This is a genomic window from Rhodococcus sp. MH15 (genome assembly GCF_019266045.1).
Lineage (GTDB): Bacteria > Actinomycetota > Actinomycetes > Mycobacteriales > Mycobacteriaceae > Rhodococcus_F > Rhodococcus_F qingshengii.
Genome location: NZ_LPNP01000061.1, coordinates 946,713 through 961,919 on the forward strand (window position 1 = coordinate 946,713; position 15,207 = coordinate 961,919).

13 protein-coding genes and 1 tRNA gene are annotated in these 15,207 nt (G+C 61.7%); 8 read left to right on the top strand and 6 right to left on the bottom strand.

What is annotated here, in order from left to right:
• Positions 1 to 23: 23 nt before the first annotated feature.
• Both ATN37_RS12380 and ATN37_RS12385 read right to left on the bottom strand, forming a co-directional pair.
• Positions 24 to 1,001 carry an isopenicillin N synthase family oxygenase gene (locus ATN37_RS12380; RefSeq protein ID WP_003942293.1) on the bottom strand — a complete coding sequence of 326 codons (978 nt, stop codon included), beginning with the start codon at positions 999 to 1,001 and terminating at the stop codon, positions 24 to 26.
• Between the two features lie 15 nt (positions 1,002 to 1,016).
• Positions 1,017 to 2,141: a nitrate ABC transporter substrate-binding protein gene (locus ATN37_RS12385; RefSeq protein ID WP_256933264.1), complete on the bottom strand. Its 1,125-nt coding sequence runs from the start codon at positions 2,139 to 2,141 to the stop codon at positions 1,017 to 1,019.
• A gap of 317 nt (positions 2,142 to 2,458) precedes the next feature.
• Here ATN37_RS12385 and ATN37_RS12390 point away from each other — a divergent pair, with 317 nt between their 5' ends.
• From ATN37_RS12390 to ATN37_RS12405, 4 genes are read left to right on the top strand one after another with little or no spacing between them, the layout of a single operon-like run.
• On the top strand, positions 2,459 to 3,241 hold the full coding sequence (locus ATN37_RS12390) for an ABC transporter ATP-binding protein (RefSeq protein WP_003942349.1): 783 nt from the start codon (positions 2,459 to 2,461) through the stop codon (positions 3,239 to 3,241).
• Positions 3,238 to 4,143 (top strand): ABC transporter permease, encoded by a 906-nt coding sequence (locus ATN37_RS12395; RefSeq protein WP_218695200.1) that lies wholly within the window; start codon positions 3,238 to 3,240, stop codon positions 4,141 to 4,143. Before ATN37_RS12390 ends, ATN37_RS12395 begins: the two co-directional genes overlap by 4 nt.
• The gene (locus ATN37_RS12400) at positions 4,140 to 5,210 is read left to right on the top strand and encodes an isopenicillin N synthase family oxygenase (protein WP_063316617.1); all 1,071 of its coding nucleotides are present in this window, start codon (positions 4,140 to 4,142) and stop codon (positions 5,208 to 5,210) included. The genes ATN37_RS12395 and ATN37_RS12400 overlap by 4 nt, the downstream gene beginning before the upstream one ends.
• Positions 5,211 to 5,257: 47 nt before the next feature.
• Positions 5,258 to 5,902, top strand: coding sequence for a GntR family transcriptional regulator (locus ATN37_RS12405; protein WP_003942323.1), 645 nt, complete (start codon positions 5,258 to 5,260; stop codon positions 5,900 to 5,902).
• A 4-nt stretch (positions 5,903 to 5,906) separates the two neighbouring features.
• Here the strand turns inward: ATN37_RS12405 and ATN37_RS12410 are convergent, their stop codons facing one another.
• Together ATN37_RS12410 and ATN37_RS12415 are read right to left on the bottom strand one after the other, a co-directional pair.
• Positions 5,907 to 6,683 (bottom strand): triacylglycerol lipase, encoded by a 777-nt coding sequence (locus ATN37_RS12410; protein WP_218695201.1) that lies wholly within the window; start codon positions 6,681 to 6,683, stop codon positions 5,907 to 5,909.
• Between the two features lie 73 nt (positions 6,684 to 6,756).
• Positions 6,757 to 6,830: transfer RNA gene (locus ATN37_RS12415), tRNA-Met, on the bottom strand.
• A gap of 450 nt (positions 6,831 to 7,280) precedes the next feature.
• Here ATN37_RS12415 and ATN37_RS12420 point away from each other — a divergent pair.
• The gene (locus ATN37_RS12420) at positions 7,281 to 7,835 is read left to right on the top strand and encodes a transglycosylase family protein (protein ID WP_003942299.1); all 555 of its coding nucleotides are present in this window, start codon (positions 7,281 to 7,283) and stop codon (positions 7,833 to 7,835) included.
• A gap of 89 nt (positions 7,836 to 7,924) precedes the next feature.
• On the opposite strand, the gene ATN37_RS12425 is transcribed toward ATN37_RS12420, so the two are convergent.
• Positions 7,925 to 10,840: a UPF0182 family protein gene (locus ATN37_RS12425; protein WP_207623849.1), complete on the bottom strand. Its 2,916-nt coding sequence runs from the start codon at positions 10,838 to 10,840 to the stop codon at positions 7,925 to 7,927.
• A gap of 174 nt (positions 10,841 to 11,014) precedes the next feature.
• Between ATN37_RS12425 and ATN37_RS12430 the strand changes: the two genes are divergently transcribed.
• The gene (locus ATN37_RS12430; RefSeq protein WP_003942343.1) at positions 11,015 to 11,617 is read left to right on the top strand and encodes a PPA1309 family protein; all 603 of its coding nucleotides are present in this window, start codon (positions 11,015 to 11,017) and stop codon (positions 11,615 to 11,617) included.
• Positions 11,618 to 11,643: 26 nt separating this feature from the next.
• On the opposite strand, the gene ATN37_RS12435 is transcribed toward ATN37_RS12430, so the two are convergent.
• Entirely contained in the window at positions 11,644 to 12,666 is a 1,023-nt protein-coding gene (locus tag ATN37_RS12435) for a PDZ domain-containing protein (protein ID WP_037130086.1), read from the bottom strand.
• 123 nt (positions 12,667 to 12,789) lie between these two features.
• Here ATN37_RS12435 and ATN37_RS12440 point away from each other — a divergent pair, with 123 nt between their 5' ends.
• Both ATN37_RS12440 and ATN37_RS12445 read left to right on the top strand, forming a co-directional pair.
• On the top strand, positions 12,790 to 14,190 hold the full coding sequence (locus ATN37_RS12440; protein WP_058039104.1) for a zinc-dependent metalloprotease: 1,401 nt from the start codon (positions 12,790 to 12,792) through the stop codon (positions 14,188 to 14,190).
• A gap of 98 nt (positions 14,191 to 14,288) precedes the next feature.
• Positions 14,289 to 15,203 carry a hypothetical protein gene (locus tag ATN37_RS12445; protein WP_218695202.1) on the top strand — a complete coding sequence of 305 codons (915 nt, stop codon included), beginning with the start codon at positions 14,289 to 14,291 and terminating at the stop codon, positions 15,201 to 15,203.
• The last annotated feature ends 4 nt before the right edge of the window (positions 15,204 to 15,207 follow it).

Consider the following 15,207-nt stretch of genomic DNA (forward strand, 5'->3'; position numbering starts at 1 on the left):
GTGTGTGACGGAACGGATACGGATCAACGCGCGAAGTTCGCGCGTACTCGCTGGTCGATGTAGTCCTCGGCAGTGATCGGCGGGTACTTGCCCGCCGGCCCCTCGATGGTCACGTCGCGGTTCGCCTGAGCGAAGAACGCGAGGCTGTAGCGGGCTCCCCGATAGTCGGTGACTCCGGGACTCTTGACTCGATGAAAATTCGACGGCAGGACGTCATCACTCCATCTCATCAGCATGTCGCCGATGTTGCAGGTGATTGCTTCCTCAGCTGGCACCACCGACGTCCATTCCTGGGTGTCCATCTCCTTGCCCGGGCACAGTTGCAAGCCGCCCTGACCGTCACGCTGGAAAAGCAATGTCAGGCAATCGAAATCGGTGTGTGCTCCGGCACGCCACATCCCTTCGACATCTGCGTCGGCGGCAAGGGGGAAGTAGTGGAGTAGTCGCAGCGTGCTCTGGTAGGTGTCCACCGACGGGTCATGTGCCCTGGTGAAGAAGTCTCGTTCGAATCCCAGCTTCTCGGCGAAGCACGACAACAGGTCCATCGCAATGCCCCAGCACTTGGCTTCGAAGTCCAGGATCGTTTCGCGGAATCCGCCCAATTCGTCTGCAGTGGGCCACAGATCACCCATATGCGGGCGGGTCACCTGATAGGACTCTTTCTGATCAGGTGTTCCGATGGACGGACGCACCTGCGTCATGCTCTCCCAGCCGGAGTTGAAACCCTTCTTGAGCGGATACTGCGCTTTGACCTCGGTGGGCAGTGCAAAGAATCGCTCGGCCGCCGCGAAGGCCTCGCGGACCTGGTCCAGATCGATCCCGTGATTGACGATTTGGAAGAATCCGATGTCGGTCGCTGCCGACCACAACTCCTCGGCGATCTCGCTGCGCCGGTTCTCGAAATCCGAGAGATCGATTCTTCGGACCTCGCGGTCGGTGGTCTCCGTGCCCAGGCCACCCATGCGGGTCTCGCGGTTGAGTTCTGTCATGTCGTAAGTCATTTGCTGTCAGCTCCTTCAGCGGATTCCGATGGACCGATCGGTGAACTTGTCGGTGTAGATCGCTTCTGCAGTCAATGACTGCGGTATCGCCGCACCCCCGGCGTTCAGGATGGGCTTCAGTTCTTCGACGGTGTGAGCGACTCGCGTCATGTCGAACGTGCCGACGGATCCGTCCGCCTCGTTCGCGATCAGGCCCTTCTCTTTCAAGAGTTGGGCACTGAACGCTGCTTCACCCTCGGTGTAGGGAGAGAACGACACGTCCTGCGAGACGACGTCGACAATGGCAGCATTCGCCGTATCCGGCGCTGTGATGTAGTCCGCGGTGGCCTGCTGAATGATCGGAACCAGCTTGCTCAAACACGGGGAGAGTGTCTCGACCTTGTCGGCACGAACGGAAACATTGGACGCGTAGATGTCGAAACCCGAATCTTTCAGCAGGTCATAGGAAACCGGCTTGTCCCACGCCGGCGTCTCCTTCTCGTACGTGTACGGTTCCGAATTCGCGAATCCTTGCTGAGCGATGGTCGGGTCACCGACAAATCGCGAGGGAGCTCCGTCGTAGCTCGTGTCGAGCTGAGATTGCTTCAGTAGGCCTTTCGCCACGAGCCACTGCGGAAACAGTTGCTCCTTGGAAACGACGACACTCGCGTCGGACTTGCCGATATCGGCAACACTCGCCCATTCCGGATGAGACTCTTTGTCCCACATGAGGATTGCCGGGCTGTACTTGAGCAATGGCGTGACGGCCACGACGGGCTGACTTGCCGCTGCCGCGATCACCTGATCGCCGTGCACCAAGCCGAGAGTGATCGAATCGTCGACGTACATCTGGGAGCTGACGGATTGGAACCCGATTGCCGGTCCCCCGGCCCGCAAGGTCAAGTCGACTCCGGTGTCCTTCCCTCCGGCGACAAGAGTCCCGCTGACGGACTTGTCGTCGGTGTCGACCGAATAGCCGGGACCAAGCATCTCGAAGAGCGCCCCCATATCCGACTGCGGCTGCCATTGGAGTTGAACCACAACGTTTTCCGGACAGAGACCCGCTAGGTTCTGAGCCTCGGCAGCTGGTTCGAGAGATTCAGCCTTGGCCGTCTCAGCCCCACTGGAGCTGCACGCAGTCAATCCGATGGCTGCACACATGGCCAGTGCCGCGCCGGCCGCTCCCACACTTCTGCGATTGGAATGCACCTTGTGATTTGAATACACAGCGTCTCTTTCGTGAAAACAATTGGGATGTGGGCGAACCAGGAAGGATGATCCGATGTGCACACTCTGCAGCACATGGATTACATGCAATCGACTAGTTGTTTCCATCAGGTAACGCGCGCCAGAATTCTCGCTTCACCTGCAATGTCACCTCACATTTACATTCAGCAATCTAGGCGACATACATGCAATTCAAGATGGTTCATACATCTTGAAGAACTTTTGCATGCATTATTGAACCGGAGGCTCAGATGGAACTCGCGAACACGATGCAGGATGCCGACGCTCGCAAGCTCACCGCACCGATGCAGATGGTCTTTTCCGATGTCGTCAAGAAGTTCGATACCGGCACTGTCGCGCTGGACGGCATCGATCTGAACGTGGAGCGAGGAGACTTCGTCGCCGTGGTCGGACCCTCCGGCTGCGGCAAGTCGACTTTGTTGCGCATGGCGGCCGGCCTCGAGCGACCGACCAGCGGCGCGGTTGCCCTCGACACCGAATCAGTTGGCTTCATCTTCCAGGAGCCGACTCTCCTCCCCTGGCGAACCGTGCAGGCCAACGTCGAATTGTCCGCCGAACTCGGTGGCGGCGACAAAGCAGCCCGAAAGTTGCGCGCCGACGAGGCAATTCGCGCAGTGGGCCTGGCGGACTTTGCGAAACAACTGCCCAACGCGTTGTCGGGCGGAATGAAGATGCGTGTCTCGTTGGCGCGAGCGCTCACCCTCGCACCTGCTGTGATGCTGCTCGACGAACCTTTCGGTGCTCTCGACGAGATGACACGACTGGAGATGCAGGTAGAGCTGCAAAGGCTCTACACCGACAAGGGGTTCACCTCGATGTTCATCACGCACTCGGTATCCGAGGCCGTGTACCTCGCAAACAAGGTGGTCGTCATGACCGCCCGGCCCGGACGAATCCATTCGGTCGTGGACATCGATTTCCCGTACCCGCGTAGCCCGGAACTGCGCTACGACGCCCGATACACCGAACACGTCGCCGAGATCTCGGCCAGTCTCCATGGGAGCTCACGATGACCGAAGTCCTTGCAGTGCAACAGGGCACCACCGCACGCAATTCCGCCGTTCGCACTGATTCTGCGACCGCTGCGCGAGCACAGTCACAGCCCGGACGGCCCTCTCGAATGAGAGCGCTCGGCACCTTCCTGCTCTATCCGCTGCTCTCACTTGCCGGCGCGGTCGCAGCGTGGTCGATCGTCAGCTACCTCGTTCTCTCCCCGGAACGTCGATTTCTCCTTCCGCCGCCGAGTCAAGTACTGACAAAGTCGCTACTCGACTGGAAGCACCTCTCGCCCATGCTCGAAGCCCTCGCAGTGACGGCACAGGTAGCACTGGTCGGCTTCGTCGTCGCGGTGGCAGTCGGCGTCGGAACCGGCGTGCTGATGAGCCAGGCCAAGTGGATCGAGCGGATCGTCTATCCCTATGCCGTTGTGCTGCAGGTCATTCCCATCCTCGCCATCGTCCCCCTCATCGGGCTCTGGTTCGGCTACGGTATGACCGCGCGTACCCTGGTGTGTGTTCTCATCGCAGCCTTCCCGATCATCACCAACACACACTTCGGATTGCAATCGGTCGATCGCGGACTGCACGAACTCTTCACCCTCGGCCGCGCGTCCCGTTGGGATCGATTGGTGAAACTCGAACTGCGAGCGGCAATGCCGGCTGTTCTCACCGGCATCCGCACCGCCTCCGGCCTTGTTGTCGTCGGTGCCATCATCGGCGACATGTTCTTCGCCAAAGGACAACCCGGGATCGGAACGCTGCTCGACGTCTACCGAAGCCGCCTTCAGTCCAAGGATCTGATCGCCGCGATCGTGATCGCGTCGGTGTTCGGTGTCCTCGTCTTCTCTGCCTTTGGATTCCTCTCACGTGTGCTCGTCGGTAAGTGGCACACGTCCGGCCGCAAGGACTTTAAATGACCCACGAAACTCCTGTCTTCGAAATTCCTACGATCGATATCAGCCCGTACCTCCGCGGCGAGGCAGCGGTTGCAAACGCCACCAACAGCACTGCCTGTGCGGAAGTGGCAGCTCAACTCGATCGCGCGTGCCGGGAGGTCGGATTCATACAGATTGTCGGACACAGCATTCCACGATCGGCGACCAAAGGACTGGCCGACGCTCTCGACGAGTTCTTTGCTCTCCCACTGACGGTGAAGAACAACTATCGCCGTCCCTCGTCCGAGAACCGCGGCTACTCACCACCGAAATCGGAATCACTCAGCATGAGCCTGGGCGTCGCCGCCGCGAACCAGATGAACGATTTCTACGAAGCAATAGTCGTGGGCACAGAGGTGAGCGACTATCCGGGCGTCGACCTACCCGAGTCCAGCTACGCCGCCAACACCTGGCCCGTGGCCGCGCCCGGATTCCGACCGGCAATCGAAGAGTATTTCCGTCATGCCCAGGGCTTGGCACGAATCCTGATGTGCGCCTTTACCGACGCTCTCGGATTGCAGCCCGGGTACTTCGATTCGATGCTCGACCATTCGATCGACGCGATGAAGATGAACAACTACGCACTGCCCGAGGGCGAGATCCGCATCTCCGGCGACATGACGGGAATGGGCGCTCACACCGACTTCGGAATCTTGACCATCCTGTGGGCAGATCAAGTTCCGGGCCTTCAAGTTCTGAGTGCCGACGGCGTATGGCACGACGTCCAACCTGACGACGGCGCACTCTTGATCAACCTCGGCGACGCGATGGCACGCTGGACGAACGACCGATGGCGCTCGACAGTGCACCGAGTCGACCCACCTATCGTCGATGGTCAGATCATCCGACGTCGCTCTGCCGCATTCTTTTTCGACGGGAACTACGACGCCGTCATCGAAGCACTGCCAGGGACTCTCACACCGGGCGAAGTGGGATACCCGCCGATCACGATCGCTGAGAACATCGCGGCCAAAGTGGCCGGACTGAAAGGCGCGACGGCGCCCGACGTCGACAGTCGCAGCGCTGACCGGGTGCGCGCCGCTGGATAACGCTCCCGGGTACCGTCGACATCGTGCAGGATCGAAGTGAGGACAAGATGACCACCACCGAACGAGCTTTACTCACCGAGTCCGTGCACGAGACGCTTCGCGAACTGATCTTTTCGGGCGAGCTGGCGCCGGGGACACCACTGAGTGTTCCCGCGTTGGCGAGCAAGCTCAATGTCAGTCGAACGCCGGTCCGCGAGGCCGTGCAGCAGTTGATCTACGAGGGCATCGCCGTCCACACACGGAACGCGGGTGCAAAAGTCGATTCGCTGGACGCGGAGTCTCTGCGCGCGGTCTTCGAGGTGCGTGAGGTACTCGACGGTCTCGCGGCGTTCAACGCGACGGCCAATGCCACGCACGAAACCGTGTCACAGCTGAACAAGATGGTGCAGGTGCAACGCGAACTTCTCGAGAGCTCGCCGGATCAGCGTCGGGATTCGAAGCTCGACCTCGAGTTCCACACCTTGATTCGTGAGACTGCATGCAATCACCCACTCAGCGAAGCCCTGCATCGTCTGGATGGACAGTCACATCTCTACCGTTCGGACATGTGGAGCCTCGAGCTCAATCGGCGGATCGCCGTCACCGAGCACGCACGTATAGTCGCGGCCATCGAATCGGGTGACGCCTTGGGGGCGAGGACTGCCGCGAGCGCACACGTAGCCGGGCTACTCGTCCGAACAACCCGGACCTGAAGCTTTACCGAAATGACGGAAACAGTGTGTCAGGCCAGGTGATGTCGCCGTCGTTCTCGTCCACGAACGTACCGACACAGTCGCGCCCCAAAGCGCTGATCGCTCCCGAGATGACCTCTGGATGCTCGAGCTCGGTGAGGTGGTCTCCTCCGGTTCCGGCCCCGGGAACGCCATCGACGTACACCCGGCACTGGCCCCCGTCCAACCGACCGTCCGCCCACTCGCCCGAACTCTGCACCACCGAATAGTAGGCAGATCCAGGAGTGTCCTCACCGGCATTGAGCTTGGTGAGAACTTCGGAGAACATGCAGGTGTCGTAACCGTCGGCAGGGCCTTGTACGCAGCCACCGGGGCTACCGTACTGTGGCGCACCGATGGCGACGAATGAATCCACTACTTCGGAGCCACCGAGGAACTTCGCGTAGTACCGGGAGCTCAGTCCACCCGCACTGTGCGCGATCACCCCGACGGAGTCAGCGCCGGTAGCGTAGGAGCGAATCGAATCGGCAATCAGCTCGGCGTCGGCCGCAATCATCTTGCCGGGTGCATCGACGAAGTGTGTCTCGTAGCCCGCAGCGCTCAGTGCCTTGTCGAGGGCGCGGTAGGTCGCCTGGTGCGTTTCTCCCGAGTTGTAGAGCTGCTGCCCCGGAACGATGAAGACCACGCGCTTCGCATCGGTGATCCGCCCACCGGCGGCAGCGCTTCCTGCCGAGAACGCCAGAGCGGTGGTCGCCAGCGAAGTAGACACCGCCATCGCCAAGAGAATCTTCGAGAGTCGCACGTCGCCACCCTACGACGGCTGCGCACAAAAAAGGACCGCCGCACTGGAATCCAGTGCGGCGGTCCTTTTCTAGTAGCGGGGACAGGATTTGAACCTGCGACCTCTGGGTTATGAGCCCAGCGAGCTACCGAGCTGCTCCACCCCGCGATGCATGGACAAAGTTACACGAGCAGGTGAACGGAACGCAAATCGCCTGCGCTGGAGCGAAATACACGCCTGAAAGTCGAGAAATCGGGTGACTGGGTTCACAAAATGCCCGTGAGCATCAACACATAACAAGCATGTAACGAACGTACGTCGAAACGGCATCGGAAAGTCTCTACCAGCACAAACGCTAAAATTTTGGGTCGAGAGCAGACCAGACAGTCCGGAAAATTGCGAATCGACCCTCGTTCGACGCTCCCGTACGGTCGGTCCCGGCCCGAATCAACCGGGCGAACGCCGACCCGCCGCTGCTCCACTCTGCCCCGCGGGATCGGAACCCCCGAAACCTTCGAGGGGCAGAGACACGGAGAGACAAGCGCCCGGGAAAGTCAGCATCATCGCCGACCCGCAGGCCCGCCGATGTCAGCAAGCGCGGAGAGGATTTACCCCGACATGACGTACACCAGCATCAGCAAGCGTGCATTCGGCACATTGGCAGTAGCCGGCGCACTTGTCGCAGTGCCCCTCACCATGAGCACCGGCACCGCTTCCGCAGCCACCCACAACTGGGACGGCGTCGCACAGTGCGAGAGCGGTGGCGACTGGAACATCAACACCGGAAACGGCTACTACGGCGGCCTGCAGTTCTCGCAGAGCACCTGGACCGCCAACGGTGGCACCGGCTCGCCCGCCAACGCTTCCAAGGAAGAGCAGATCCGCGTCGCCGAGAACACCCTGCAGAGCCAGGGCCCCGGCGCATGGCCCGTCTGCGGCCAGCGTCTGACCGTCGCGAGCGAGCCTGCAGTCGAAGAAGCTCCCGCCGCAGCGCCGGCTCCCGTCGCCGAGGCACCCGCAGTTGCTCCCGCCATCGAGATCCCGGCCGAGCTCAAGCCCGCCGCACAGCAGGCTTACGACACCGCTCGTGACCTCGCCGGCCAGTACGGCTTCGCCGCACAGTTCCAGCAGCTCTCCGATGCCAACGCACCGATCGTTGCAGCACTGCGCTGATTCAGCTCGTACAGCTTCACCTGAGCACACAAGAAGGCCCACCATCCGATCGGATGGTGGGCCTTCTGCTATTCATGAACTGACGCCGCTTACCTCGGCAGCGCCTGGTACGCGTCAACAGCCTTCTGCAGGCGGTCGAGCGCAGCACCGTAGCTGGTGAAGTCACCGCTCTGTTGCGCCGACTTCAATGCCGCCATTGCCGAATTGACCTCGGCCAGCGCCTTCGTGACGTCATCCGAAGAAGCCGGCGGGGCCGGTGCCGTCGGAGTTGTCGGCGTTTCCGGTTGCGCTCCGGTATCCGGATCGGGTGCCGGCTGGGTGACCGTCGCTGCCGAACCTGCGCCCGGCCAAATCTGACTGATCGCCTCGGAGACGGTCGGTGCATAACCGATCCGAATGCCGTTGGTGTCGCTGAAGCTCACCAATACACGCGCCAACTGAGGGAACGCGTTCTGCGAGTTTCGCTGCGAGTACAAAGGCTCGACATAGAGGATTCCGCCCTCGGCAATCGGCAGAGTCAGCAAGTTCCCGTACTGAATCTTGTTCGACTGCTTGAGCAGTGACACTTCCGAAGCAACACGCGAATCCGACGTCATCGCAGACTGAGCCTGCTGTGGACCCTGAGTCTGCGTATCGGTCGGCAACTGCAGCACCGTGAACTTGCCGTAGTTCTCCTTGTCGTTCGCCACCGAGATGTAGGCCGACAGCAACTCACGACTGAACCCGACCATCGGACTGGTCAGACGGAAATCCGCCTTCGCGGTGTCCTTGTCGCCCACCAGCACGTAGTACGGCGGCTGGTTGGCCGACGTGTCGATCGTCGGATCGCTCGGAACCGACCAGAACGCGTTGTTGGTGAAGAACTCACTCGGATCGTCGACGTGGTACTTCGCCAGCATCTCTCGCTGAACCTTGAACATGTCTTCCGGGTAGCGGAAGTGTGCCTGCAAGTCGTCCGAGATTTCGCTCTTCGGCTTCACCGTGTTCGGGAAGACCCCCATCCACGCCTTCAGAACCGGATCCTGCTCGTCGACCTGGTACAGCGTGACAGTGCCGTCGTAGGCATCGACCGTGGCCTTCACTGAGTTACGGATGTACGAGAACTCCTGGCGCGGAATGAGGCGCCCGGTCGTCTGGTCGATACTGTCCTCGACCAACCCGTCGAGCGAACTGCGCTGCGCGTACGGGTAATCCTGGGCCGTGGTGTAGCCGTCGATGATCCACTGCATCTTGCCGTCGACCACTGCGGGGTAAGCAGCGCCGTCGGTCGTCAGCCAAGGCGCGACCTCCTCGACCCTTTCCTTCGGATCACGCTTGAAGATGATCTTCGAGTTCGAGCCGATTGCACTCGAGAACAGGATGTTGCGCTCGGTGTACTTCGCCGCGAATGCAAGACGGTTGAACCAGTTGCCGATCGAAACGCCACCCGAACCTGTGTAGGTGTACTTCGAGGTGTCGGTGTCGTACTCACGAGGTCCCTCGCCGTCGACAGAACCGACGATCGAGTAATCGGCGTCCGACTGACTGATCACCTCGCCGTAGTACGAACGAGGATTGTCCACCTTGAGATTCTCGTTCTCGGGCGTGGTCGTCAGGTCGCTCACCGAGTAGATCGGGTAGCCACCGGTGTTGTTCTGACTGTCGCCCTGCACGGCCGTGACTTCGTTGGCCTGGGCGGCGACGAAACCGTTGCCGTGCGTGTAGACCGTGTGCTTGTTGATCCAGTCCGTCTGGTTGCCGGAAAGGTTGTTCGGCGACAGCTCACGCGCGGCGACAACGAAGTCGCGCAACTGGCCGTCTTGTTCGTAACGATCGACGTTGAGCGTCTGCGGGAACCCGTAGAAGTTCTTGAGCTGACGCTGAGCGGTGAACGTCGGCGACAGAATGGTCGGATCCAACAGGCGTGTGTTCGCGATCGTGGTCCGGTCTGCCGGAACGTCCTGGGGCTGCTTGGTGCCAATTCCCGGATAGTCGACGTAGTCGACGTTTTCTTCCGTGATCCCGTACGCCTGACGGGTCGCTTCGATGTTTCGTTCGATGTACGTGCTCTCCTTCTGCGCCGCATTGGGCTTGACGGAGAACTGCTCGACGATCATCGGGTAGACGGCACCGACGAGGACCGACGAAAGAACCAGTAGAGCGACTGCCATGGCCGGTATCCGAAGATCCCGCGTGAAGATCGAGGCGAAGAACGCCAAGGCGCAGATGACCGCAATGGACAACAGAATGAGCTTCGCAGGCAGAACCGCATTGATGTCGGTGAAGCCCGGGCCGGTGAACGTCGGTTCCTTACGACTACTCGACATCAACGAGTACCGATCAAACCAGTACGCCACCGCCTTGAGAAGCACAAAGGTGCCGGCGATGACAGCCAGCTGAATACGAGCGGCCGTGGTGAACGTCCCATTGCGCCCGGCCAACTTGATCCCACCGAAAACGTAGTGGGTGACCAGGTTTGCCACGAAGGCAAGCAGAATCGAGACGAACAACCAATTCAGAACGAAACGGTAGAACGGCAGATCGAACGTGTAGAAGCCGACGTCCAAGTTGAACTGCGGATCGGTGATCCCGAAAGCCTGGCCGTTGAGGAACAACTGGATAGTGACCCAGTTGGCCTGTGCGATGAGACCGGACAGGATGCCGATCGCTACCGGAATGATCACGCCGAAAAGACGAAGACGCGACATAACGGTGGTGCGGTAGCGCGCGATCGGATCATTGGGCCCGGAGACCGGGACGAACACCGGGCGTGCGCGGTACGCGAGAAGCATCGCGAGCCACACGATGGCGCCGACGACAATTCCGACGACCAGGAAGAGCACGAATCGCGTCAGCAGAACCTTGGTGAAGACACCGCGGAAGCCGACTTCGCCGAACCACAACCAGTCCGTGTACATGCCGATCAGTCGCGGCCCCACGAGCAGCAAGGCCGCCACTACGACAGCCACCACCAACAAGATTCGACTGCGTCTGGACAGAGAGGGTAAACCTGCGGGGGGCCGCATGCCCACGTGCCACGCTCCAAGATTTGGCGACGCCGTGGCGTCGCAACCGATTGCATCGATCACTGCGGCCACGCCCGAGTGGACTTGGCCGTTTCCGACCACTCTACGTAACAACGGTCACGGGTTGACAACACGGAGAGCGGGGAGCCGGACAGAAGGTGGGAGGATGAACGTGTGAGTGAAGAGAATATGAGCAGATCACCGAGTGCCCTCGCCCGGTGCGTTCATGAAGTTGTCGACCACATCGACGCCGAAGGCTGGGATCAGCCGCCGAAGCTGTACGCGTTGGTACCCACCGAAATGCTCGCCGCGGCCGAACCCGGACTGCTCGACCAACTCGCCGAGGGCGCCGAATACACACCGATCGAACAGGAATCGCTTCCCGAGGACATCATCGGCGGTTCACGGGCACTCGACGAGTTCCTGGCAACGACGCATTGGCCCGAGTCCGTGCAGGGTTGCATCCTGGTGCAGGAGATCGTCGTCCTGCCGCCCGAGGCGGAATCGGATCTCGACCACGCCACGGCGCCGGTGTTGACCGATCAGCACGCGGCGGACGAAGTCGCTCGACTGACGGCCGACGCGCATCCCGATCGACGCGAGGCTCGACTGTTCGTCGGCGTGCTCCGTGACGGTCCCTCGCTGTCGCTCCTACAGATGCGTCCCGACGAGGATGCGGATCCGTACGGTGACTTGGAACTGCTCACCTACGACGGTCTTGCACCTCACCTCGTGCACGCCCTGTACGCGACGCTCGACGAGGTCGAAGAAGACTGACAGAGTCGTCGGCGGCCAGGCAGCTTTCAGCAGCGGGGTGCGTCGCCACCCGTGTTGAGGCTTTCGAGTGAGTCCACTGCGCCGGGCAGGTTGTCGACCTTGACGAGTCGAAGCCCGTCCGGCGCATTCTGTTTCGCCTCGTCACAGTTCTGGGCCGGCACGAGGAAGGTCTCAGCACCGGCTTCGGACGCGGCGATCAACTTGTACCTGATGCCGCCGATCGGACCGACCTCGCCGTCGGAGTCGATGGTGCCCGTTCCGGCAACGAACTTTCCGCCGTTGAGCTCCCCCGGAGTCAGCTTGTCGACCAAGGCCAGTGTGAACATCAGTCCGGCAGAAGGACCGCCGATGTCGGCGAGATTGAACTGCACGGTGAAGGGAACGTCCGGGACCTCGCTGGGTGTGACGCCGAGGTAACCCGATTCGGGCTTGTTGGGCCGCGCCCCGACGGTGACCGGCACAACGGTCTCCACACCCTCACGAAGGACGGTGACGTCGATCGCGGTGCCGGGCGCGATCGCACCGACCGTGTCCTGAACGCCGGTGATGGTGGTTACCGGAGTGTCGCCGATCTTGACCAGGACGTCGCCTTCTTGCAGGGCACCCGCAGCGGGACCGTCCGGAGTCACCTTCGAAACAGTCAGTGCCACCGGCTTGCCGAGAAAGTGCAGTGCCGCCAACTCGGCACTGTCCTCGGATTGCTGGAAGTCGGCCGTGTTGGCCTGCTGAATCTCTTCCTTCGACTTCTCGGGCGGATAGATCTCCGAGCGAGGGACGAGTCCGTTGCTGCCACTCGCCCACAGTCCGAACGCTTCGAAGATGTTGAGGCCGTCGCGAACCGACACCGTTGTCATGTTGAGGTTGCCGTCGGTGGGATCGACCTCGGTCCCCTGGATGTCCACGACGGGCTTACCGTCGACGTCGCCGAGCGTGTTGAAGGTGGGGCCCGGACCGAGTGCGACATAAGGAACAGTGACCATTGTTCCGACGACTCCCAACACGACGATGGGTGCGAGTGCGGCCAAGAGCGTCACTATCCGTCGATTCACCTGATCCAGAGTAAAGCGCGAAGGCTCCGGAGCACCGATCGCACCGCCTGAGCGCCGTGCGTGTTCGCCGTCAGCGTGACTCGGAGGGCGACTCCGACCGCTCGAGCCTTGTACCGTTGAGGTATGAGCAATATGCCGTTCGGCTTCTCCAACTCCGACGACGATCCCGATCGCGACAAGAACGCGGCGGGTGGCAATCCGTTCGGGGGTGGTGACATGCCGTTCGGGTTCGGCGCGGGCGGTGAGGGATTCGATCCGGCTCAGCTCGGCCAGATGCTCACCCAGTTCGGGCAGATGCTGAGCGGAATGGGCTCGTCGATGGGCCAGGGCGGTACGTCCGGCCCGGTCAACTACGACATCGCCAAGAAGCTGGCACGCCAACAGATCGGATCGGTCACACCGATCACCGAGGGCAACGTCAAGGCGATCGCCGACGCCGCGCACCTGGCCGAGATGTGGCTGGACGCCGCGACAACGCTCCCTGCCGGAGCGAGCCGCACTCTTGCGTGGACTCCGAACGACTGGCTCGACAACACGATCGACACGTGGAAGCGACTCTGTGATCCGGTGGCCGAGAAGGTAGCGGGCATGTGGGTCCAGGGTCTTCCGGCCGAAGCACAGCAGATGGCTGGCCCGATGCTGGGCATGCTCGGCCAGATGGGCGGACTCGCGTTCGGCTCGCAATTGGGCCAGGCACTCGGCCAACTGTCCACCGAGGTGCTCTCCTCCACTGACATCGGCCTGCCCCTCGGCCCCGAAGGCACCGCGGCCCTTCTCCCGGCTGCGGTTCAGGCTTTCAGTGAGGGTCTCGAACAGCCGCATCAGGAAGTTCTGGTCTTCCTCGCCGCGCGGGAAGCGGCTCATCAGCGCCTTTACAGTCACGTTCCGTGGCTGCGCCAGCGTGTTCTCGCGACAGTGGAGGAATACGCCCGCGGAATCACCATGGACTTCTCGGCGATGGAAGAATTCGCCAAGGACCTCGATCCATCCGCTCTCACCGATCCGAGCAAGCTCGAAGCGCTGATGCAGCAGGGCACGTTCGAGCCGCAGAACACACCGGAGCAGAAAGCCGCTCTCGAACGTCTCGAGACTCTGCTTGCGCTGGTCGAGGGTTGGGTGGAGACGGTCGTCACCGCCGCACTCGGCGAGCGACTGCCTGGTGTTGCCGCGATGAGTGAGACGTTGCGGCGTCGCCGCGCTACCGGCGGCCCCGCCGAGCAGACCTTTGCGACGCTGGTCGGACTCGAACTTCGTCCTCGCAAGGTCCGTGAAGCGGCTGGTTTGTGGCAGAAGCTCACTGCGAAAGCCGGTATGGACGTTCGCGACGGCGTCTGGTCGCATCCCGACCTGATGCCCGATTCGAGCGATCTCGACGCACCGGACGGATTTGTCGCCCGTGTCCTCGGCGCCGGCGAAGCCGGTAATTTCGACGACCCGATAGCCCAGCTCGAAGCCGTCGTGGCAAAAGAGCGTGCGGCCGAGGAAGCGATGGACAAGACCCGCGAGGACGACGAAGAGAAGTAATCCCTTCTCGACCGATTTTCGCAGATCAGCCGCGATGACCGCCTGTGGATAACTGCCGCTGACGGGGACTCGCCGAGGGCCCGTCGTGCCAGCATCGAATGATGACCGGTCACACACACGACGACACCAGACAAGACAGCACTTCACAGCGATCCGCGGGACCTCGATGGGACCCGCGGATCGCTGTTCTGTCGCGCCCGGATGGTCGACTGCAGCTGGGATGGACCCCCGGACGTGCCGTCCTACTGACTCTGCCTGTCGGGGTCGACGATCGCGCGGTGAAGTCGATCCTGCGCAAAATGGACGGCTCGAGATCCCGCGCAAACATCCTCTGGGAAGCGTCGAGGCTCGGGATTCCCACATCCGTGACGGAGGAGTTGCTCGAGCAACTCGCCGATTCCGGTTTCGTCCACACTGCCCGCAGAAGCACCGCGACGGTACGGATTCACGGTGTCGGTCCGCTCTCTGACGCCATCGAGCGCGCACTGGTCGCCGGCGGGGTCAGCACGCGTCGCTCGCGCGGGTATCGCAACACCGACGTCGTGCGCACGTGGAACGAACAACTGGTGGTCCTGGCCGACGACGTCGTAACTGATCCTCGTCTGGTCAGCGATCTCGTTCGCTGCGGACTCCCCCACCTTTCCATCCGCATCCGCGACGGCAACGGTGTGGTCGGGCCTCTTGTCCTGCCTGGTCAGTCGAGTTGCCTGCGGTGCGCCGACATCCTCCGATCCGAACTCGACCCTCATTGGCTTCATCTGTCCGCGCAGCTACTCGGCAGCGCAGGCCACGCGGAATCGGCGATGATCCATGCAAGTGTCGCGCTGGCCCTGGCCGAGATCGACTCCGCATTATCGGAGACAGCGGCGACGCATGCGGCGAGCCTGTCGTCGACGCTCGAGATCGCGCTGCGTCCGTATCGGATCACAACCAGGCGCTGGCCTCGGCAAATATCCTGCAGTTGCCAATACCTGGCACCTGTTTCGGGCAAAGGACGCCCCAGTCAGACATGATGGT